Origin of the sequence: Arthrobacter liuii, assembly GCF_014639275.1 — a bacterium.
Lineage (GTDB): Bacteria > Actinomycetota > Actinomycetes > Actinomycetales > Micrococcaceae > Arthrobacter > Arthrobacter liuii.
Map to the genome: position 1 here is coordinate 31559 of NZ_BMFW01000018.1, position 19240 is coordinate 50798.

A 19240-nucleotide genomic window follows, 5' to 3' on the forward strand; every position below is an offset into this window, starting at 1 on the left:
ATATGCCCGCCAACCCACTAGATTTGAGATCATGGCGGAATTTATCTACACAATGACCAAGGCCCGCAAGGCCGTTGGCGAAAAACTCATTCTTGATGACGTAAGCATGTCCTTCTTCCCGGGCGCCAAGATTGGTGTTGTGGGCCCGAACGGTGCCGGTAAGTCCACCATCCTCAAGATCATGGCCGGGCTGGACACGCCCTCCAACGGTGAAGCCAGGCTCAGCCCCGGCTACAGCGTGGGGATCCTGCTCCAGGAACCGCCGCTCAACGAGGAAAAGACTGTCCTGGGCAACGTCCAGGAAGGCGTTGGCGAGATCTACGGCAAGATCCAGCGGTTCAATGAGATCTCCGAGGAAATGGCCAGCCCCGATGCCGACTATGACACCCTCCTCGAGGAAATGGGCAAACTGCAGGAAGCCATCGATGCCGCTGACGCTTGGGACCTGGATTCCCAGCTGGAGCAGGCCATGGACGCCCTCCGCTGCCCACCGGCGGATGCCGATGTCACCAACCTTTCCGGCGGTGAGCGCCGCCGGGTAGCACTCTGCAAGCTCCTCCTGCAGAAGCCTGACCTTCTGCTCCTCGACGAGCCCACCAACCACCTGGACGCCGAAAGCGTGCTGTGGCTGGAACAGCACCTCTCCAGCTACCCCGGCGCCGTCCTCGCCGTCACCCACGACCGGTACTTCCTGGACCACGTTGCGGAATGGATCGCCGAAGTGGACCGCGGCCACCTTTACCCCTACGAGGGCAACTACTCCACCTACCTGGAGAAGAAGCGCGCCCGCCTTGAGATCCAGGGCAAGAAGGACGCCAAGCAGGCCAAGCGGCTCGCCGAGGAACTCGAATGGGTCCGGTCCAACGCCAAGGGCCGCCAGACCAAATCGAAGGCCCGACTGGCCCGTTACGAGGAAATGGCAGCGGAAGCGGACCGCACCCGCAAGCTTGACTTCGAGGAGATCCAGATTCCACCGGGACCCCGCCTGGGTGGCCTGGTCCTGGAGGCCAAGAACCTGCAGAAGGGCTTCGATGAGCGGGTCCTGATCGACGGGTTGTCCTTCACCCTGCCCCGCAACGGCATCGTGGGCGTTATCGGTCCCAACGGTGTGGGCAAGTCCACCCTTTTCAAGACGATCGTCGGCCTGGAACCGCTCGACGGCGGCGAACTGAAGATCGGTGACTCGGTCAAGATCTCCTACGCTGACCAGAGCCGCGGGGGCATCGACCCGAACAAGACGCTGTGGGAGGTCGTCTCCGATGGTCTGGACTTCATCCAGGTGGGCAACGTGGAGATGCCTTCCCGCGCTTACGTCGCGGCATTCGGTTTCAAGGGCCCGGACCAGCAGAAGAAGGCAGGAGTGCTCTCCGGTGGTGAACGCAACCGCCTGAACCTGGCGCTGACCCTGAAGCAGGGCGGAAACCTGCTGCTCCTCGATGAGCCCACCAACGACCTCGACGTCGAAACCCTCAGCAGCCTGGAAAACGCGCTGCTCGAGTTCCCCGGTTGCGCCGTGGTGGTTTCGCACGACCGGTGGTTCCTGGACCGGGTGGCCACCCACATCCTGGCCTACGAAGGTGACGATGAGAATCCCTCCAAGTGGTACTGGTTCGAGGGCAACTTCGAATCCTACGAGGAGAACAAGGTGGAGCGCCTGGGCCCGGACGCCGCCAAGCCGCACCGCGTCACCCACCGGCGCCTGACCCGCGACTAGTCTGGGGGCGCACGGAAACAACGCGCGTATTTGCATGACAAGGAAGGCCGGCACCCGTTCAGTTTCGGGTGCCGGCCTTCCTCATTGTTTCTTCATGCCAGGGGCTGATACTCCCTATGCCTGGCCGGCGGGAACGCGCACCATCCCCTCCTGGGCAACCGATGCCACGTGCTGGCCCTCGCGGTTGAAAATCTTGCCGGTGGCCAGCCCGCGCGCGCCGTGCGCACTGGGGGACTCCTGGACGTACAGCAGCCATTCGTCCACCCGGGCCGGACGGTGCCACCACATCGCGTGGTCCAGGCTGGCAACATTCATGCCGGGGGTGATCCAGCTCAGGCCATGCCGCCGAAGGATGGATTCGAGCAGTGTGTAGTCGCTGGCATAGGCCAGGGCGGCGCGGTGCAGGTTGGGGTCGTCCGGCATCGGCCCGAACGTCTTCATCCAGACGGCGTTGCGGGCCTCCCGCGGGCCGGCCGCGGAGACGTACAGCGCCGCGTCGATGTGGCGGATGTCGAAGGGACGCTCGTAGGCCCAATGCCGTGCCACCGGATGGTCGAACTTCCCCAGCAGGTCTGCCGTGCTGGGCAGGGATTCAGGGTCCGGGATTCCGGCCGGCATCATCGAGGAGTGGTCCACCCCTTCGTCCTCACCCTGGAAAGACGCGATCATGGACAGGATGGGCACGCCGTCCTGGTAGGCGTGGACGCGCCGCGCGGAAAACGACCGGCCGTCGCGGAGCCGCTGCACACCGAAGGTGATGGGCTTGTTGGCATCGCCGGGCCGCAGGAAGTAGCCGTGCATGGAGTGGACAAACCGTTCCGGATCCACTGTCCTGATGGACGCGACAAGTGACTGCGCAAGCACCTGGCCACCGAACACGCGGTGGTGCGGCTGCCGCTGTGATGGGCCCAGGAAAATATCCTCGTCCGTCCGTGCGCCCTCAAGTTCGCCAAGGTCCAGCAGTTCGATCAGCGATGAGGTGGGGTCTCCGCTTGGCGGGGCCAGCAGTCCGGCTTCGGCTTCAGTCATGGTCCGACTCTAGACGGCGCCGCGGGAACCACTCAACCGGAGTGCAGCCGGTAGTGTTCTTGGTGTGTCTGATCTTCTCACCTCATCCTTCCGTTTCGCCGATCCCCGGGATCTCGCCGACCTGAAGACGTTCGCCACGCGCGCCAAGGCCATCGACGACGGCGCCATCCGCCTGCAGGCCGCTGGTTCCGTCCTGGCCGCCTACGTGTGCGTCCTGCGGCCCAGACTGCTGGGCGAATCGACGCCCACCATCCTGGGCTTGCGCACCACTGCGCTGGCGGAACCGTCGGGAACGGACGTCACGGTGTCGCTGTCGGCTGTCCTGGACCGGCTGGCACGCGCGGGGGAGCACGACGTCGAACTGCCCGTCCCGCCCACAACGGTCACCGAATCCTGGACTGGCGTAGGCGCCCCACGGGGCGGATGGGAACTGCTGGGGGCGGTAAGCGACGCCCACCTCCGCGCGGCCGCCGAAGCGGGCATCGCCGAAGTGGCGGGCATCGTGCCCGACAAGCCGGGCGCCCTCATTGTCAACAACGCCCGGGCGGCCGTTTGGGGGCGGGAACTGGACAGCTCCGGCCTGCCCGCCGGTGCTGCTTTCGCAGCCCTCGCGCTGGGTTTCCTGGCAGACGGCGACCAGAAGCTGTACCGTGCCGGGCGCTGGTTCCGGCTTACCGGTCCTCGCGGCCACGTCCTGGCGCGGACCGGAAGCGGCCTTCTGTAAACTCCGGGCCGGCCCTGCGGGCATCCGGCAGACGAGGATGCCGGTGTCAGCCCTCGGAAGGACTGTTCACCATGGACAGCGCCGCCCGGTCCATGTAGTCCCACAGGGTTCCCTCGTAGAGGGCAGGCAGTTCCAGGGCGTCCACCGCGGCGCGCATATGGAACAACCAACGGTCCTTCGCCTCGGGCGTGACCTTGAAGGGCACGTGCCGCATGCGAAGCCGTGGGTGGCCACGCTCCTCACCGTAAGTTGTGGGACCGCCCCAGTACTGCTCAAGGAACATCAGGAACCGGCGCTTCGCGGGGGCCAGGTCCTCCTCCGGGTACATAGGGCGCAGCAGGGGATCGGTGGCGACGCCGTCATAAAAGACATCGATGAGCTTCACGAAGGTGTCATGGCCGCCCACTGCGTCGTAGAAGCTGTCGGTGTAAGCCGGCTTGCTGAAGGGATCGTTCTGCATCAGCTGGGGCCGCTGCTGCGGCTGGGCAGGTCCACCTTCGGCAGGGCGCGGTTCGATAGGAAGCGACATGCTAGTCCCCGGCTTTCTGGTCAGTCTTCTTGGTCTCAACCTGTGCCGAGCCCTGGTCCGTGGTTCCATCCCCGGATTCGTGCAGAGGAACGTACCGTCCCTGCGACCGGTTGCCCACGCGCAGGATCTCGCCGTTGCGCAGGTACCAGATGGCGCCGTCGTCCGAGCGGACACGGGTAATCCGCAGCCCCATGGACTCCACCACGCCCACCACTTCGCTGGTTTCGATCACGTCGCCGATTCCGTACTGGTCTTCAATGGTAATGAAGATTCCGGCCAGGAAGTCGCGGATCAGCTGCTGTGCGCCAAAGCCGATCGCCACACCCAGGATGCCCACGCTGGTCAGCAGCGGAGCAATGTTGATGTCCAGGTTCTGCAGCACGTACATGCCGGTGATGATTACCACGAGCACTCCGACCACGCTGCTAAGCAGCGAACCGATGGTCTCCGCTCGCTGCACCCGCCGTTCATGGTCCAGTGCGCGAAATGCCGGGGCTGCCCACTTGAACGTGGGCTTCTTGAAGAAATTGCTGCCTGACGCCACCCGCTTGGTGATGCGGGAAATGATAAACGTGGCCACAAGCCAGACGGCGACGCCGACGCCGAGGCTGATAACGATGCCCGGGAAGCTGATCCCGTTGGGTTGGCTTGCGGCAGGGGGAAGGATGGACAACATGCTGACCATAGGGGGAAGTAGCTCCTTGAGATATTGCTCTTTTCTCCTTCAACCCTAGCGCCGTCGCGTGGAGCAATGCGCATCCTCATCCTGGGCGGACAAGCCTTCCTCTCCAAGGAAATTGCCGGGCAGGCCCTTGCCGCGGGGCCGTGACGTAACGTGCCTGGCCCGCGGCGCAGCGGCTGAGCCGCCGCAGGGCGCGCACTGGGTCAGGGCGGGCCCGGCCGCCTACACCGGGCGACGAACGCGCCCGCGGGCTGGACCGGCCCGGGAACGCCGGCCTGCCGCCCTCCGTGGAAAGCCGGCTCGTGGACGTGTTCTCCACCGGAGGTGGAGCCTAGCCCACCACCGTCACAGGCTCGTGGTCCACCGGGAAATTCACGCTCCTGGCAATGAAGCACACCTCGTTCGCCTCGTGGTGCAGGCCGGCCGCCAGTTCTGCCTGCGCGGCGTCGGCTACCGTCACATGGGGGTGCAGGGTCACCTGTTCGAACTGGCCGCTGCCGTCCCGGTTCAGCCGCATCAGGCCGGTGGCCTCGTCCCGGTAGTCCGTGACCACCACCCCGTGCTTCACGGCCACATGCAGATAGGACAGCATGTGGCACTGGGCCAGCGCGGCCAGCAGGAGCTGCTCGGGGTTGTACCTTGCCCGGTCCCCGTGGAATGTCGGATCCGCAGAGCCCTTCAGTACCGGCAGGCCCGGAATGAGCACGTCATGGTCCCTGGAGTAGCTCCGGTAGGACGAGGTGCCTCCACCCAGGTTGCCGGTCCATTGGACTGCCAGCGAATACCTGTGTTCGCCGATGCTCACTGCGGTCCGTCAGGGAGCACGTCGGCGGCACGGGCACGCAGGGCGCGGGCAACGCCGTCGCGGTTCTCCAGCATCATCCGCCGCAGTGCGGCGCTCTCCGCCGGCAGCGATGCCAGGAACGCGTCCGTCCGGTCGATGGTGGCCTGCGTGGTCAGCAGTGCCGGGTAGAGGCCGACGACGATCTGCTGGGCGAGTGCGTGGGTCCGGGTTGCCACGATGCCCGGCACCGCCGCGAAGTACTTTTCGGAGTACGGCTCCAACAGCGAGCGGTCCAGTACCCGCGTGAAGCCGGCCACCGCCGATCCCTGCAGTGCGTTGGAAAGCTCTCCCTTGACCACAATGGATTCCCACGCCGCGGCTTTCGCCTCGACGGTGGGGATGGCTGCCTTGGCCAGCGCCGCGGCGTTCTGCCCGCTGGACGTGTTGTCCCGCTGCAGCTCTGCGTCGATGCCGTCCTGCCCCACCCGGTCCCCGGCCACGAGCGAAGCCAGCAGTTCCCAGCGGAGGTCCTGGTCCACGCTTAGGCCCTCGAGGGCAACCGACCCGTCCAGCATGCCGGCCACCCGGTCCAGCTGGGACGCGCTTCGCGCGAGGAGCGCGAAGGACTTGACAAACTGCAGCTGCGCATCGGAGCCGCCCGGAACATCCGAGGCCAGATCCCACAGCCGGTCAACGGCTGCAACCGTGGTGGCCTCGCGGTGCTCCTCGGCCACATAGAAGTTGAGGGTAGTGGCCAGCTGGCGGAGCTGGACCAGGATCACGGAGGAATCAGTTTCCGCGGCGACGTTGGCAAGGATCAGCTCCACGTACTTCCGGGCCGGAGTCTCACCGTCCCGGGCAGCGTCCCACGCTGAGTTCCAGACGAGGGTCCGCGGCAGGCTGGCGCCGAAATCCTTCAAGTGCGCCGTGGCGGTGGCCAGCGACTTCGGATCAAGCCGTACCTTGGCATAGGCCAGGTCGTCGTCGTTGATGAGGATCAGGTCCGGCTGGGCCAGGCCGGCCAGTGCCGGCACCTCGGTGCGTTCGCCGTCTACATCCAACTCCTCGCGGTGCACGCGCTCAAGTTTTCCGGCGGAGTCCAGGTCGTAGAAGCCCACGGCAAGGCGGTGCGGGCGGATCGTGGGCCACTCGGGAACCGCGGACTGCAGGATGGCAAAGGACCGCAGCGTCCCGTCGGAGTCAACGTCCAGCTCCGGGCTGAGCGTGTTGACGCCGGCGGTCTCCAGCCACTGCCGGCCCCAGTCGTCCAGGTCGCGCCCGCTGGCCTTTTCCAGCTCCACCAGCAGGTCGCGCAGCTCCGTGTTCTGCCAGGAGTGCTTGGCGAAATACTCCCGGACACCTGCCATGAACTGCTCAGGCCCAACCCAGGCCACCAGCTGCCGCAGCACAGAGGCGCCCTTTGCGTAGGTGATGCCGTCGAAGTTGACCTCAACATCCTGCAGGTCGTTGATCTCGGCAAAAATGGGGTGCGTGGTGGGCAGCTGGTCCTGGCGGTAGGCCCAGGACTTCTCCACTGAGGCGAACGTCGTCCAGGCGCTGGTGAAGGACGTTGCCTCCACCGCCGCCAGGTGCGACATGTATTCCGCGAAGGACTCGTTAAGCCACAGGTCGTTCCACCACCGCATGGTTACAAGGTCGCCGAACCACATGTGCGCCAGTTCGTGGAGCACCGTTATGGCGCGCCGCTCAATCTGCGCCCCGGTGACCTTGCTGCGGAAGACGTAGCCCTCCAGGATGGTCACCGCACCCGCGTTCTCCATGGCGCCGGCGTTGAACTCCGGAACGAACAACTGGTCGTATTTCTCGAACGGGTAAGGGCAGCCGAACTGCGCCTCGAAGAAACCGAAGCCCTGCCGCGTGAGTTCGAAGATGTTCTCCGCGTCCAGGTACTGCATCAGCGACTTCCGCGCAAAGACCCCGAGCGGGATGACGCGACCGTCCGAGCCGGTCACTTCGCTGCGGACAGACTCGTAGGGACCGGCGATCAGGGCGGTGACGTAGGAGGACAGCCGGGGCGTCGGCGCGAAGGTCCACACTGAGCTGGCGGTACCGTCCCCTGCCTGCGCCGGTTCGGGGGTGGGGGAGTTGGAGATGACGTCCCAGTGCGCCGGCGCCGTAACAGTGAAGGCGAAGGTTGCCTTCAGGTCCGGCTGCTCGAAGACGGTGAACATCCTGCGGGAGTCGGGAACCTCGAACTGCGTATACAGGTAGACCTCGTTGTCCACCGGGTCCACGAACCGGTGCAGGCCTTCACCGGTGTTCATGTAGGGCATGTCAGCCACGACGGTCAGCTCGTTGTGTTGCGCCAGGTCCGGCAGCTGGATCCGCACGCCGTCGGACACCGCGGCGGGATCAAGGCTGCGCCCGTTCAGGGTCACGCTGTGCACGGTGCGGGTGACGGCGTCGATGAAGCTGGTGGACCCCGGTACCGCGGTGAATTTCACGGTGGTGGAGCTGCCAAAGACCTCTCCGCCGCGGGTCAGGTCCAGGCTGACATCGTAGGACTCGACGGTGATCAGTTCGGCGCGCTCACGGGCTTCGGCGCGCGTCAGGTTCATACCTGGCAAAAGAGGGCCTCCAGAGAAGTTGCGGTTGCCGGCCGGTGGTCCCGGTTCCGGCACTGTGATGCATTCTTTCATCCTTGGCGTCCTTGGCAAGTTGCGCAGCTCACAGCCTGCTGCGTCCCGGGCATGGGGGCTGGCGGGGCCGCCGCAGGGGTAGCGTTAATTGCATGGGAAAGCTGCTGGATTCGGTGGATACCAGGGCCCTGCGCTTCGCCGTCGGGTTCCCCGTCGTCCTGGCCGCCGCCTTCGTCTATTGCGCGTCGCTGCTGCGCCCGGACCTTCCGGAGCCGCTCGCCATCCGCTGGACGGACGACGGCGGTGCAGCCTTCGCGCCCTTCGGCGCCTACGTGGGGGTGGGCGCCGCCGGGATTGTCGTTGCAGGGTGGCTGGTCCTGCTGCAGGCCGTGCCCCTCGGCAGGCCCGTGCTGATGCGCAGGATCATGATGGGTGCCGGGCTCTTCCTCAGCCTCTTCATCACCTCTGCCCTTGCCGCAGGCCTCATCGGCCAGACCGGACTGGCCGACGCCCGGCAGTCACGGGTGGACATGACCGTCCTTGCCCTGGGCAGCGGCGCGGCAGTCTCGCTTGGCGTCGCCATGGCCATGGTGTACAAAGCCGACCGGCAGTGGTCACCCGATGACGACCGGGCGCTCCAGGTTGCCATCGCCAGGGAACTGGACCCCGACCTTGCCCGCGACAGCATCAGGCTCTGGGTCCACGCCAGGAGCTCCGTCTTCGTCATGATCGCCATCGCCTCCCTGTTCCCGGCCGCCCTCGTTGCCGTGGTGGTCCCGTGGCTGGGGATCCTGCTCGTGGTCCTGGCCCTCATCGGCGCCGCGTTCCTCTTCGCCCGCATCAGCGCGGACCGGCGCGGACTGAAGGTTTTGCTGGCCGGGGTGGTGCCGGTCATGGACGTGCCCGCCGGTGCCATCTCGGATGCCAGCGCTGCTGATGTCAGGGCGGCGGACTTCGGCGGGTGGGGCTACCGCCACCACCGCGGAACCGCCGCCATGCTCGTCAGCAGCGGCCCGGCCGTCTTCGTCAGCAAGACTGACGGCCAGCGCCTGGCCGTCAGCGGCGGGAGCCAGGCCTCCGCCGCGCGCCTTGCCGACGTCCTCACGCGGGTGGCTGCCAGGGCCCGGCGGGGCGGAGTTCCGCCCGCGTCCGGCGACGGGCAACCTGACGCCGGGGTGTCCTAGTATCCTTATCCCTGTCGTTCCGGCCTCCACCCGGCGGCCCGCCAGCCCCACAAATGAACGGACTTTGCACGTGACCACTTCCCCTGCCTCCCCGCGGATCCATATCGCCACCGACCACGCAGGCATGGAGCTCAGCGCCCATCTGGTGTCCCACCTGACCGGCAAGGGGTACGACGTGGTGGACCACGGACCCAAGGTCTATGACGCCCAGGACGACTACCCGTCGTTCTGCATCAACGCCGCCCTTGCCGTGGTGGCCGACCGGCAGGCAGGAATCTACGCCCTGGGCATCGTGCTGGGCGGCTCCGGCAACGGTGAGCAGATCGCGGCCAACAAGGTCAGGGGCATCCGCGCGGCCCTCGCGTGGAACATCTCCACGGCCACCCTGGCCCGCGAGCACAATGACGCGAATGTCGTGGCCCTGGGCGGCCGCCAGCACACGTTTGAAGAAGCCACCGAACTGGTCGAAGCGTTCCTGGCGGAGCCGTTCAGCAACGATGAGCGCCACATCCGCAGGATCGAAAAGATTGCCGTCTACGAGGCAACCGGCGAGGTCATCGAGTAGTGCCTGAGGGCCATTCCGTGCGCAGGCTTGCCCGGCAGTTCGGCGATGTCTTCGCCGGCCAGGCTCTCGCTGTCTCCAGCCCCCAGGGGCGGTTCAGCGGGGGAGCGGCCCTGCTCGACGGGCATACCCTGCTCGCCGCGGAAGCTCACGGCAAGCACCTGTTCCTGCACTTCGGCAACTCGCTGGTGCTCCACGTCCACCTCGGCCTCTACGGCGCCTGGAGCTTCGGCGGCGACAGTACCTTCACGGGCGCCTCCAGCATCGGGGCCCCGCGGCGGGTAGGGGAACGGGAAGCCTTCGCTGACGGGGACGACGACGGCGGCGCGCCTTACGCAGGTCCGCCGGCGCCCGTGGGGGCCGTGCGGGTCAGGCTCGCCGGCAGCCATGGCTGGGCCGATCTTCGCGGGGCCACCACCTGCGAGACCATCACTGCCGCGGAGGCGGACGCAGTACTGGCCCGGCTGGGGCCGGATCCCCTGCGTAACCTCCGCGGCGACGCCGGCCGGTTCGCCGCCAATGTCAGGTCGCGCAAGGCCCCGCTGGCCGCGCTGCTCATGGACCAGAAGGTGATTGCCGGCGTCGGTAACGTCTACCGCGCGGAAGTGTTGTTCCGCCGTCGGCTTGATCCGTTGTTGCCCGGGACCGCCCTGGTGGACGGCGATGCCCGCAGGCTGTGGCGCGACATCGTCGCCGTCATGACCGACGGCGTCGCTGACGGACGGATCATCACCACCCCGCCGAAATACTGGACCCTCGATGGCACCACGGCGGCCAAGGCAGCCGCGGCAGGGACGCCTGTGCCGCCCAAAAGCGCGCACTTCCCGCACCGCGATGATGTTCATTTCGTCTACAAGCGGCACGGGCTGCCCTGCCGGGTGTGCCGCACCATCGTGCTCATCGCGGACTTGGCAGGCCGGAACCTTTACTGGTGTCCCTACTGCCAGCAGCCGCAGGCATAGGACCGCCCAATACGAAAAAAGCCCCTCAAGTTGAGGGGCTTTTTCGTGTTCCTGATCTTTTGTGGAGGGGACGACGGGAATCGAACCCGCGTAATCAGTTTGGAAGACTGAGGCTTTACCATTAAGCTACGTCCCCGAAGGAAGATCCGTTTTTCGCGGAAACTCCGGGCTGGCTGTTGAAGCCGGATACAACTAAACCTAATCCATGGCCTACGTGTCAAATGTGCAATCGCGACGCGTATCACCGTAGACTTGCCTGTGCACTTACGGGGTGTAGCTCAGCTTGGCTAGAGCGCCTGCTTTGGGAGCAGGAAGTCGCAGGTTCAAATCCTGTCACCCCGACTCTGCGGCCAGGACCAGTAGGCCTGGACACAAACTGCGTTTGCAGAAACCCATCCCACAACCCAGGAGTACTTAGACCGTGAAGAGTGCTGTCGAGAATCTCACCCCCACGCGGGTCAAGCTCAATGTTGAGGTCCCCTTTGAGGAACTGAAGCCCAGCATCGACTCGGCCTACAAGACTGTTGCCTCGCAGATCCAGGTCCCAGGTTTCCGCAAGGGCAAGGTTCCCGCCAAGCTCATCGACCAGCGCGTCGGCCGCGGCTACGTCCTGGAGACGGCCATCAACGACGGCCTCAACGGCTGGTACCAGGCTGCCGTGCAGGAATCCGGCATCCGCCCGCTGAGCCGTCCCGAGGTGGAAATCACCGAGGTGCCCGATCCCTCCGCAACCGACGGCGGCCTGAAGTTCGCCGCCGAGGTGGACGTCCGCCCCGAAATCGAACTCCCGGACTACTCCGGCATCGAGGTCCAGGTCGCGGCTGCGGAATCCTCCGACGCTGACGTGGACAAGGCACTGGACGAACTGCGCGGCCGCTTCGGCACGCTGAAGTCCGTTGACCGTCCCGCAGCCGACGGCGACTTCCTCACCATCGACATCACCGCCACGATCGACGGCGAAGAAGTTGACTCCGCTGCCGGCCTGTCCTACCAGGTTGGCGCCGGCACCATGCTCGAGGGCATGGACGAGGCCGTGACCGGCCTCAGCGCCGACGAAGACGCGATCTTCGACACCACCCTGGTGGGCGGCGACCACGCCGGCGAAGCAGCCCAGGTCAAGGTTGTGGTGAAGGCCGTCAAGGAACGCGAACTGCCCGAGGCGAACGATGACTTCGCCCAGCTCGCCTCCGAATTCGACACCCTCGCCGAACTCCGTGAGGACCTGGCCAAGCAGGCCTCGGAATCCAAGATCGTGGAGCAGGGCGTGGAGGCCAGGGACAAGGTCCTGGACAAGCTGGTGGAACTGGTCGAGGTTCCCGTTCCCGACTCGGTCGTCGAAGAGCAGCTCGAAGCCCACTTCCAGGAGGGCAACGGCCACGGCGAGGGCGAGCACGACACCGAGGAGCACCGCGAAGAGGTCCGCGCCAACACGGCCCGTGCCTTCCAGAACGAGATCATCCTTGACGCCATCGCGGAAAAGGAAGAAGTCAACGTCAGCCAGAGCGAGCTGATCGACTACATCGTCACCACCGCCAGCCAGTACGGCATGGACCCCAACCAGTTCGCCCAGATCATCGATCAGAGCGGCCAGGTCCCCATGATGGTTTCCGAGGTCCGCCGCCGCAAGGCACTGGCCGTCGTCCTGGGCCAGGCCGCAGTGACCGACACCGAGGGCAACGCTGTCGACCTGAGCGACTTCGTCCGCCCCGCCGGTGAGGAAGCACCCGCCGCGGAGGCAGTCGACGCTGACGCAACCGAAGCTCCCGAAGCCGAAGTTGTCGACGCTGAGGACACCACGGCAGACGCCAAGGCCTAGTCCCAACTGACCCGCAGCAACGGCCCCTGAATCCTTCCGATCCGGGGGCCGTTCGCGTTGGACCCGAAACAGAACTCCGCCGATTCGGCGATCGTGCGCCGTCAGCGAACAGCCCTCAGTGCGCGAACAAAACACCGGTGAAACCGGTTAGTGTCCAAGTAGTGATTTTCAGTGATGTCACCGTCACCAGTGAGAGGTAAGTAAACATGTCACAGCACTCAGAGGCCCCCCGGATGGCGACCGTCGATCCTGCAGCCCAGGACAACTACATTTACAACCGCCTTCTCAAGGAGCGGATCATCTGGCTGGGCTCGGAGGTGCGTGATGACAACGCCAACGCGATCTGCTCGCAGCTGCTCCTGCTCTCGGCCGAGAACCCGGAAAAGGACATCTACCTCTACATCAACTCACCCGGCGGCTCCGTCACCGCAGGCATGGCCATCTACGACACCATGCAGTTCATCCCCAACGACGTCGTAACCGTCGCCACCGGGCTCGCAGCGTCCATGGGACAGTTCCTGCTCTCGTCGGGCACCAAGGGCAAGCGGTACGCTACCCCCAACGCCCGTGTGCTGATGCACCAGCCTTCCGGCGGCATCGGCGGCACCGCGTCCGACATCAAGATCCAGGCCGAACTGATCCTGCACATGAAGAAGGTCATGGCGGAACTGACCGCAGACCAGACCGGCCAGACCGTCGAAACCATCCTCAAGGACAACGACCGCGACAAGTGGTTCACCGCCGCGGAGGCCCTCGAATACGGCTTCTTCGACAAGATTGCCGCGCACGCCGGCTCCGTGGCAGGCGGCGGCGGAACGTCCAACGATTCCTCCGGCGAATCAGCCTCCCAGAGCTAACCGGCATCCAGAACCCCTTCGATCAGGAGCAAACACAATGAACTACAACTTCGGGTGGTCAGCCGGCAATCTTCCGTCCAGCCGCTACGTCCTGCCGCAGTTCGAGGAACGCACCCCCTACGGCTTCAAGCGCCAGGATCCGTACACCAAGCTCTTCGAGGACCGCATCATCTTCCTCGGCGTTCAGGTGGACGACGCTTCCGCTGACGACATCATGGCCCAGCTGCTGGTCCTTGAGTCCACGGATCCGGACCGCGACATCACCCTTTACATCAACTCGCCCGGCGGCTCATTCACGGCCATGACGGCGATCTACGACACCATGCAGTACATCCGCCCCGAGATCCAGACAGTCTGTTTGGGCCAGGCCGCCAGCGCGGCTGCCGTCCTGCTGGCGGCCGGTACCCCCGGCAAGCGGCTGGCACTGCCGAACGCACGCGTCCTGATCCACCAGCCTGCACTGTCCGGCGGCCAGGGCGGACAGGCCTCAGACCTGGAGATCCAGGCTGCAGAGGTCATGCGCATGCGCTCCTGGCTGGAGGACACCCTGGCCCAGCACTCCGGCCGGACGTCCGAGCAGGTCAACAACGACATCGAGCGCGACAAGATCCTCACCGCCGACGAGGCCCAGGCATACGGCCTCATCGACCAGGTGCTTGATTCACGCAAGATCAAGCCCCAGGCGATCACGAGGTAGCAGTACGGAAAGCCGGTGCGGCCCAGTTCATTTGGCCGCACCGGCCTTTTCTTTCCACCCTTGGGGACGAATGTGACCTAGAGTGGATGGTGTCACGAACCGGTCCATGCTGGCCCGGGAAAGATTTCAGCAATGGTGCAGGGCTGCCTGGCAGCAGGATACTAAGGGGTTCACATATGGCTCGGATTGGCGAGAGCACGGATCTGCTGAAGTGCTCTTTCTGTGGAAAGAGCCAGAAGCAGGTGCGCAAGCTCATTGCCGGGCCCGGTGTCTACATCTGCGATGAATGCATCGAGTTGTGCAACGAAATCATCGAAGAGGAGCTCGCGGAAGTGGCGGACCTCGGCAGCTTCGAACTGCCCAAGCCGCGTGAGATCTTCGACTTCCTGCAGGAATATGTCATTGGCCAGGAACCCGCGAAGCGTTCGCTCGCCGTCGCGGTTTACAACCACTACAAACGCATCCAGGCGGGTCACGCGCCCAAGTCCGGGAACCTTGGGGACGGGGGACATCACGACGACGTTGAAATCGCCAAGTCGAACATCCTCCTCATCGGCCCCACCGGTTGCGGCAAGACCTACCTCGCCCAGACGCTGGCCAGGCGCCTGAACGTTCCGTTCGCAGTCGCGGACGCCACGGCCCTGACAGAGGCCGGGTATGTGGGCGAGGACGTGGAGAACATCCTCCTCAAGCTCATCCAGGCCGCGGACTACGACGTCAAGAAGGCCGAACAGGGCATCATCTACATCGACGAGATCGACAAGATCTCCCGCAAGAGCGAGAACCCCTCCATCACCCGTGACGTATCCGGCGAGGGAGTGCAGCAGGCCCTGTTGAAGATCCTGGAAGGAACAGTCGCCTCGGTCCCGCCTCAGGGTGGCCGGAAGCACCCGCACCAGGAATTCATCCAGATCGACACCACGAATGTCCTGTTCATCGTGGCCGGCGCCTTCGCAGGCCTGGAGGAAATCATCGGCTCCCGCTCGGGCCGCAAGGGCATCGGCTTCGGCGCCCCGCTCAACGAAGCCAGCAAGAAGGTGGACTCCTACGGCGAGGTCATGCCGGAAGACCTGCTGAAGTTTGGCCTGATCCCCGAGTTCATCGGCAGGCTCCCGGTGATCACCACTGTGTCCAACCTGGACCGCGAGGCGCTGATCCAGATCCTCTCCACCCCCAAGAACGCGTTGGTGAAGCAGTACCAGAAGATGTTCCAGATCGACGGCGTGGAGTTGGTGTTTGATGACGCCGCCCTGGACGCCATCGCCGACCAGGCCCTGGAACGCGGCACCGGTGCCCGTGGCCTCCGCGCCATCCTGGAAGAGGTGCTGCTCCCGGTGATGTTCGATCTTCCAAGCCGTGAGGATGTTGCCAGCGTGGTTATCACCGAGGACGTGGTCCTGCGCGGCGCCGAACCAACCATGATTCCGCACGTGGCTAAACGCCGTAAATCTGCCTGACCGAGAGGACCCTGTGACTGCAGCTGCAAAGAACAAAGCCGATTTCTGGTTCGACCCCCTGTGCCCGTTTGCATGGGTCACGTCCCGTTGGATCGGCGAGGTGGAGGCCGTCCGGGACATCGATACGGAGTGGCACATCATGAGCCTTGCCGTCCTGAATGAAGGCCGTGACCTGGAGCCCGGCTACCGCGAGTCCATGGACAACGCCTGGGGCATGGTCCGCGTGATCATCGCGGCCCGGGAAGAGCACGGCCCCCAGTTCATCAAGCCGCTTTACGACGCCATGGGCACGCTGATCCATCACCAGGGTGAAAAAGACCGGGCTGAGGTCATCAGCAAGGCCCTCGCCGAGTGCGGCCTCCCCGCCTCCCTGGCCCAGGCCGCCACCACCGACGCCTACGACCAGCAGCTCCGGGCCAGCCACGAGGAAGGCATCTCGCTCGTGGGCCAGGACGTCGGAACGCCAGTGGTCGCCTTCAATGGGACCGCATTCTTCGGGCCTGTCCTGACCCGCATTCCGCGCGGCGAGGAGGCTGGCAGGATCTGGGACGCCACCACGGCGATCGCCGCCTACCCGCACTTCTTCGAGTTGAAGCGCAGCCGCACGGAGAGCCCGGAATTCGACTAAGCGCCGGGCCGCCGGCACCGGAATGACCCTGCAAAGGGCCCCGGGGAAACTACCGATATGTAGTTTCCCCGGGGCCCTTGCACGTGAACGGGTGCGGGAGAACAATGGTTCTTACCACTTCGAAAGAAGGGGACGCAGGAACCAAAGATTCAGTGATATGCAAGTCGACGCAGCCATTGGCAAAGTTGAGTGCAAGCTACCAGTGACGGGGTAGTAAGACCTGAATATCAGCGGATTCTGCCAGACCATCAGCGCACGTCACCGGATGGCCGAAAAAGTCGAAGCCCCACCAACGGCAACACGCTGATGGGGCTTCCCCTTTGCCCTGAATCAGGGCCGCCCCGAAACGGGCCGGCTTTTAGGCCTTGGCGGGTTCGTCGCTCTGCGCGAGGGCAACGTCAGTGACAGCGAGCTCGCCCTCTCCCACCACCAAAGTGATATCGCGGGCGTTGGATGCCGCCTTCAAATCGGCCAGTCCTGCCTGCAGTTGGGCCGAGAGGGCCTCCGGGGCGGTGATCGTTGCTGACAGCACCTCGGTGCGTTGCTTGACCTTCGCCTCGGACTTGGCCTTCCGGACGCCGCTGAGGGCCACGCCGACGGTCGCCAGCATGGTGGTGTCCCCGCCGGGGATCTCCAGCGCGGCCGGCCATTCGGCGCGGTGCACGGACCCGTTGCGCCACCAGCTCCAGACTTCCTCCGTGGCGAAGGGCAGGAACGGGGCGAAAAGCCGAAGCAGGGTGTCCAGGGTGGTGGCCAGCGCAGCCAGCACGGAGGCCTGCTCAGCTTCACCGGCCGCCCCGTAGGCGCGGTCCTTGATCAGTTCCACATAGTTGTCCGTGAACTGCCAGAAGAATGACTCCGTGAGCTGCAGCGCGCGGGCGTAGTCATAGTTGTCGAACGCCTTGGTGGACTGCACCACGACGTCGGCCAGCTGGGCCAGCAGCGCACGGTCCAAGGGGTTTGTCAGGACGCTGAGGTCACCTGTGAGGACGGAGTCCTCGGTGGCGCCAAGGTTCAGCACGAACTTGGAGGCATTCAGCAGCTTGATGGCGAGGCGGCGGCCGATCTTCATCTGCGCGATCTCATAGGCGGTGTCCGCGCCGAGCCGCGCCGAGGCAGCCCAGTAGCGGACGGCGTCCGCGCCATACTCATTCAGGACGTCCGTGGGGACCACCACGTTGCCCTTGGACTTGGACATCTTCTTCCGGTCCGGATCCAGGATCCAGCCGGAGATGGCCGCGTGCTTCCACGGAGCGCAATCCTGGAGGGCATCGGCGCGGACCACCGAGGAGAACAGCCAGGTGCGGATGATGTCGTGGCCCTGGGGGCGGAGGTCAAACGGGTACACCTTGCCGAACAGGTCCTCGTCCCGGCTCCAGCCACCCACGATCTGCGGGGTGAGGGAGGATGTGGCCCACGTGTCCAGGACGTCGGCGTCGCCCGTGAAGCCGTTGGGCTGGTCGCGCTGCGCCTCGTCGAAGCCAGGGGCGGCGTCCGCCGCGGGGTCCACGGGAAGCATCGCGTCGGAGGGCAGGACGGGGTTGTCGTAATCCGGGTTGCCCTGGGCATCGAGCGGGTACCAGACGGGGATGGGCACACCGAAGAACCGCTGGCGCGAGACCAGCCAGTCACCGTTAAGGCCGGAGATCCAGTTCTCGTAGCGGGAGCGCATGAAGGACGGGTGGAAGTCGATCTCCCTGCCGCGTCCGATGAGGCGTTCGCGGCGGTCCTCGTCGCGGCCGCCGTTGCGGATGTACCACTGGCGGGACGTCACCACCTCGAGGGGCTTGTCGCCCTTTTCGAAGAAGTTCACCGGGTGGGTGATCTTCTTGGGTTCGCCATCGAGCAGCCCGGCTTCCTTAAGCAGTTCCACCACGGCTTCCTTGGCCGAGAAGGCGGTCTTGCCGGCGATCGCGGCGTACGCCTCCTTGCCGGCCTCACTGGTGATCCACTCCGGGGTTTCGGCAATGATGCGGCCGTCGCGGCCCATGATGGCACGCGTGGGAAGCTGCAGTTCGCGCCACCACGTGACGTCCGTCAGGTCACCGAAAGTACACACCATGGCGATGCCCGAGCCCTTGTCCGCCTTAGCCAGCGGGTGGGCCTTGACCTCAAGCTCGACGTCGAACAGCGGGGACTTGACGGTCTTGCCGAACAGCGGCTGGTACCGCTCGTCGTCGGGGTTGGCCACCAGCGCTGCGCAGGCGGCCAGCAGCTCGGGGCGGGTGGTCTCGATGAAGATCCTGTCGCCGTCTTCCGTGAAGAAGGGGTAGCGGTAGTAGGCGCCCGGAACTTCGCGGTCCTCGAGCTCAGCCTGCGCAACGGCCGTGCGGAACGTGACGTCCCACAGCGTGGGCGCCTCGGCCATGTAGGCGTCCCCGGCGGCCAGGTTGGCCAGGAAGGCGCGTTGCGAGACCGCGCGGGAGGTGTCGTCGATGGTGCGGTAGGTCAGGTCCCAGTCAACTGACAGGCCCAGGGTCTGGAACAGGTTCTCGAAGACCTTCTCGTCCTCGACAGCCAGTTCCTCGCAGAGCTCAATGAAGTTCTGCCGCGAGACGACGTCGAAATCGCGCTGGTTCTTGGCTGGCTGCGCGGGCGGCCGGTAGCCGGCGTTGTACGGGATGGCCGGGTCGCAGCGGACGCCGTAGTAGTTCTGGACGCGGCGTTCCGTGGGCAACCCGTTGTCATCCCAGCCCATGGGGTAGAAGACGTTTTTTCCGGTCATGCGCATGTAGCGCGCCTGGACGTCAGTCTGGGTGAAGGAGAACATGTGCCCCACATGCAGGGATCCCGACGCGGTGGGCGGGGGAGTGTCGATCGAGTAGACCTGCTCCCGGGTGGTGTCGGGGTTGAACTTGTAGGTTCCTTCGGCCAGCCAGCGCTGGGTGAGCGCAGTTTCGAGGCCCTCGAGGGCCGGCTTGTCCGGAACGTTGATGGGGGCGGTGGTGGGCGTGTCTGTACCCTGCGTGTCTTCAGCCATTGGGCAATTCTTTCATGCCGGCTTCCATCCCACCC

16 protein-coding genes, 2 tRNA genes and 1 pseudogene are annotated in these 19240 nt (G+C 65.2%); 12 read left to right on the forward strand and 7 right to left on the reverse strand.

What is annotated here, in order from left to right; genetic code table 11:
• Positions 1–31 precede the first annotated feature (31 nt).
• The gene (ettA, locus tag IEW19_RS15735; protein WP_188572549.1) at positions 32–1714 is read left to right on the forward strand and encodes an energy-dependent translational throttle protein EttA; all 1683 of its coding nucleotides are present in this window, start codon (positions 32–34) and stop codon (positions 1712–1714) included.
• A 114-nt stretch (positions 1715–1828) separates the two neighbouring features.
• Here ettA and IEW19_RS15740 read toward each other — a convergent pair whose 3' ends face one another.
• Entirely contained in the window at positions 1829–2743 is a 915-nt protein-coding gene (locus IEW19_RS15740; RefSeq protein WP_188572550.1) for an acyl-CoA thioesterase, read from the reverse strand.
• Between the two features lie 64 nt (positions 2744–2807).
• Between IEW19_RS15740 and IEW19_RS15745 the strand changes: the two genes are divergently transcribed.
• Complete coding sequence (locus tag IEW19_RS15745) at positions 2808–3467, forward strand: DUF8185 domain-containing protein (RefSeq protein ID WP_188572551.1); 660 nt, start codon at positions 2808–2810, stop codon at positions 3465–3467.
• Positions 3468–3513: 46 nt separating this feature from the next.
• Here IEW19_RS15745 and IEW19_RS15750 read toward each other — a convergent pair whose 3' ends face one another.
• Positions 3514–3996, reverse strand: a complete 483-nt coding sequence (locus IEW19_RS15750; RefSeq protein ID WP_308420005.1) for a globin — start codon at positions 3994–3996, stop codon at positions 3514–3516.
• 1 nt (position 3997) lies between these two features.
• Positions 3998–4681: a mechanosensitive ion channel family protein gene (locus tag IEW19_RS15755; RefSeq protein ID WP_188572552.1), complete on the reverse strand. Its 684-nt coding sequence runs from the start codon at positions 4679–4681 to the stop codon at positions 3998–4000.
• Positions 4682–4747: 66 nt separating this feature from the next.
• Between IEW19_RS15755 and IEW19_RS23595 the strand changes: the two are divergent.
• Positions 4748–4901 (forward strand): annotated as a pseudogene (locus IEW19_RS23595) (epimerase); the annotation flags it as partial.
• 108 nt (positions 4902–5009) lie between these two features.
• On the opposite strand, the gene IEW19_RS15760 reads toward IEW19_RS23595, so the two are convergent.
• Both IEW19_RS15760 and pepN read right to left on the reverse strand, forming a co-directional pair.
• Positions 5010–5483, reverse strand: a complete 474-nt coding sequence (locus IEW19_RS15760) for an OsmC family protein (protein ID WP_188572553.1) — start codon at positions 5481–5483, stop codon at positions 5010–5012.
• Positions 5480–8041 carry an aminopeptidase N gene (gene pepN, locus IEW19_RS15765; RefSeq protein ID WP_188572554.1) on the reverse strand — a complete coding sequence of 854 codons (2562 nt, stop codon included), beginning with the start codon at positions 8039–8041 and terminating at the stop codon, positions 5480–5482. Before pepN ends, IEW19_RS15760 begins: the two co-directional genes overlap by 4 nt.
• A gap of 173 nt (positions 8042–8214) precedes the next feature.
• Here pepN and IEW19_RS15770 point away from each other — a divergent pair, with 173 nt between their 5' ends.
• The 3 genes from IEW19_RS15770 (at position 8215) to IEW19_RS15780 (ending at position 10770) form a co-directional block, all read left to right on the forward strand.
• Positions 8215–9246: a hypothetical protein gene (locus IEW19_RS15770; RefSeq protein WP_188572555.1), complete on the forward strand. Its 1032-nt coding sequence runs from the start codon at positions 8215–8217 to the stop codon at positions 9244–9246.
• A gap of 70 nt (positions 9247–9316) precedes the next feature.
• Complete coding sequence (locus IEW19_RS15775; RefSeq protein ID WP_188572556.1) at positions 9317–9811, forward strand: ribose-5-phosphate isomerase; 495 nt, start codon at positions 9317–9319, stop codon at positions 9809–9811.
• Positions 9811–10770, forward strand: a complete 960-nt coding sequence (locus IEW19_RS15780; RefSeq protein ID WP_188572557.1) for an Fpg/Nei family DNA glycosylase — start codon at positions 9811–9813, stop codon at positions 10768–10770. Before IEW19_RS15775 ends, IEW19_RS15780 begins: the two co-directional genes overlap by 1 nt.
• 62 nt (positions 10771–10832) lie before the next feature.
• Here the strand turns inward: IEW19_RS15780 and IEW19_RS15785 are convergent.
• A tRNA-Gly gene (locus IEW19_RS15785) sits at positions 10833–10906 on the reverse strand.
• A gap of 131 nt (positions 10907–11037) precedes the next feature.
• Here IEW19_RS15785 and IEW19_RS15790 point away from each other — a divergent pair.
• The 6 genes from IEW19_RS15790 (at position 11038) to IEW19_RS15815 (ending at position 16225) form a co-directional block, all read left to right on the forward strand.
• Positions 11038–11112, forward strand: a tRNA-Pro gene (locus tag IEW19_RS15790).
• Between the two features lie 79 nt (positions 11113–11191).
• Positions 11192–12586, forward strand: a complete 1395-nt coding sequence (gene tig / locus IEW19_RS15795) for a trigger factor (protein WP_188572558.1) — start codon at positions 11192–11194, stop codon at positions 12584–12586.
• A gap of 233 nt (positions 12587–12819) precedes the next feature.
• Positions 12820–13443 carry an ATP-dependent Clp protease proteolytic subunit gene (locus tag IEW19_RS15800; RefSeq protein WP_308420008.1) on the forward strand — a complete coding sequence of 208 codons (624 nt, stop codon included), beginning with the start codon at positions 12820–12822 and terminating at the stop codon, positions 13441–13443.
• Between the two features lie 37 nt (positions 13444–13480).
• On the forward strand, positions 13481–14140 hold the full coding sequence (locus tag IEW19_RS15805; protein ID WP_138606612.1) for an ATP-dependent Clp protease proteolytic subunit: 660 nt from the start codon (positions 13481–13483) through the stop codon (positions 14138–14140).
• Positions 14141–14316: 176 nt separating this feature from the next.
• Positions 14317–15597 carry an ATP-dependent Clp protease ATP-binding subunit ClpX gene (gene clpX, locus IEW19_RS15810; RefSeq protein ID WP_188572560.1) on the forward strand — a complete coding sequence of 427 codons (1281 nt, stop codon included), beginning with the start codon at positions 14317–14319 and terminating at the stop codon, positions 15595–15597.
• Positions 15598–15610: 13 nt separating this feature from the next.
• Positions 15611–16225: a mycothiol-dependent nitroreductase Rv2466c family protein gene (locus tag IEW19_RS15815; protein WP_188572561.1), complete on the forward strand. Its 615-nt coding sequence runs from the start codon at positions 15611–15613 to the stop codon at positions 16223–16225.
• A 358-nt stretch (positions 16226–16583) separates the two neighbouring features.
• Here IEW19_RS15815 and valS read toward each other — a convergent pair whose 3' ends face one another.
• On the reverse strand, positions 16584–19205 hold the full coding sequence (valS, locus tag IEW19_RS15820) for a valine--tRNA ligase (protein WP_188572562.1): 2622 nt from the start codon (positions 19203–19205) through the stop codon (positions 16584–16586).
• Between the last annotated feature and the right edge of the window lie 35 nt (positions 19206–19240).

Bases quoted from the DNA above. Each gene is read 5' to 3' on its own strand.
- IEW19_RS15805 (WP_138606612.1), top strand. From the start codon at position 13,481: ATGAACTACAACTTCGGGTGGTCAGCCGGCAATCTTCCGTCCAGCCGC.
- IEW19_RS15740 (WP_188572550.1), bottom strand. From the start codon at position 2,743: ATGACTGAAGCCGAAGCCGGACTGCTGGCCCCGCCAAGCGGAGACCCC.
- ettA (WP_188572549.1), top strand. From the start codon at position 32: ATGGCGGAATTTATCTACACAATGACCAAGGCCCGCAAGGCCGTTGGC.
- IEW19_RS15755 (WP_188572552.1), bottom strand. From the start codon at position 4,681: ATGGTCAGCATGTTGTCCATCCTTCCCCCTGCCGCAAGCCAACCCAAC.
- valS (WP_188572562.1), bottom strand. From the start codon at position 19,205: ATGGCTGAAGACACGCAGGGTACAGACACGCCCACCACCGCCCCCATC.
- pepN (WP_188572554.1), bottom strand. From the start codon at position 8,041: ATGAACCTGACGCGCGCCGAAGCCCGTGAGCGCGCCGAACTGATCACC.
- IEW19_RS15800 (WP_308420008.1), top strand. From the start codon at position 12,820: ATGGCGACCGTCGATCCTGCAGCCCAGGACAACTACATTTACAACCGC.
- clpX (WP_188572560.1), top strand. From the start codon at position 14,317: ATGGCTCGGATTGGCGAGAGCACGGATCTGCTGAAGTGCTCTTTCTGT.
- IEW19_RS15770 (WP_188572555.1), top strand. From the start codon at position 8,215: ATGGGAAAGCTGCTGGATTCGGTGGATACCAGGGCCCTGCGCTTCGCC.
- IEW19_RS15750 (WP_308420005.1), bottom strand. From the start codon at position 3,996: ATGTCGCTTCCTATCGAACCGCGCCCTGCCGAAGGTGGACCTGCCCAG.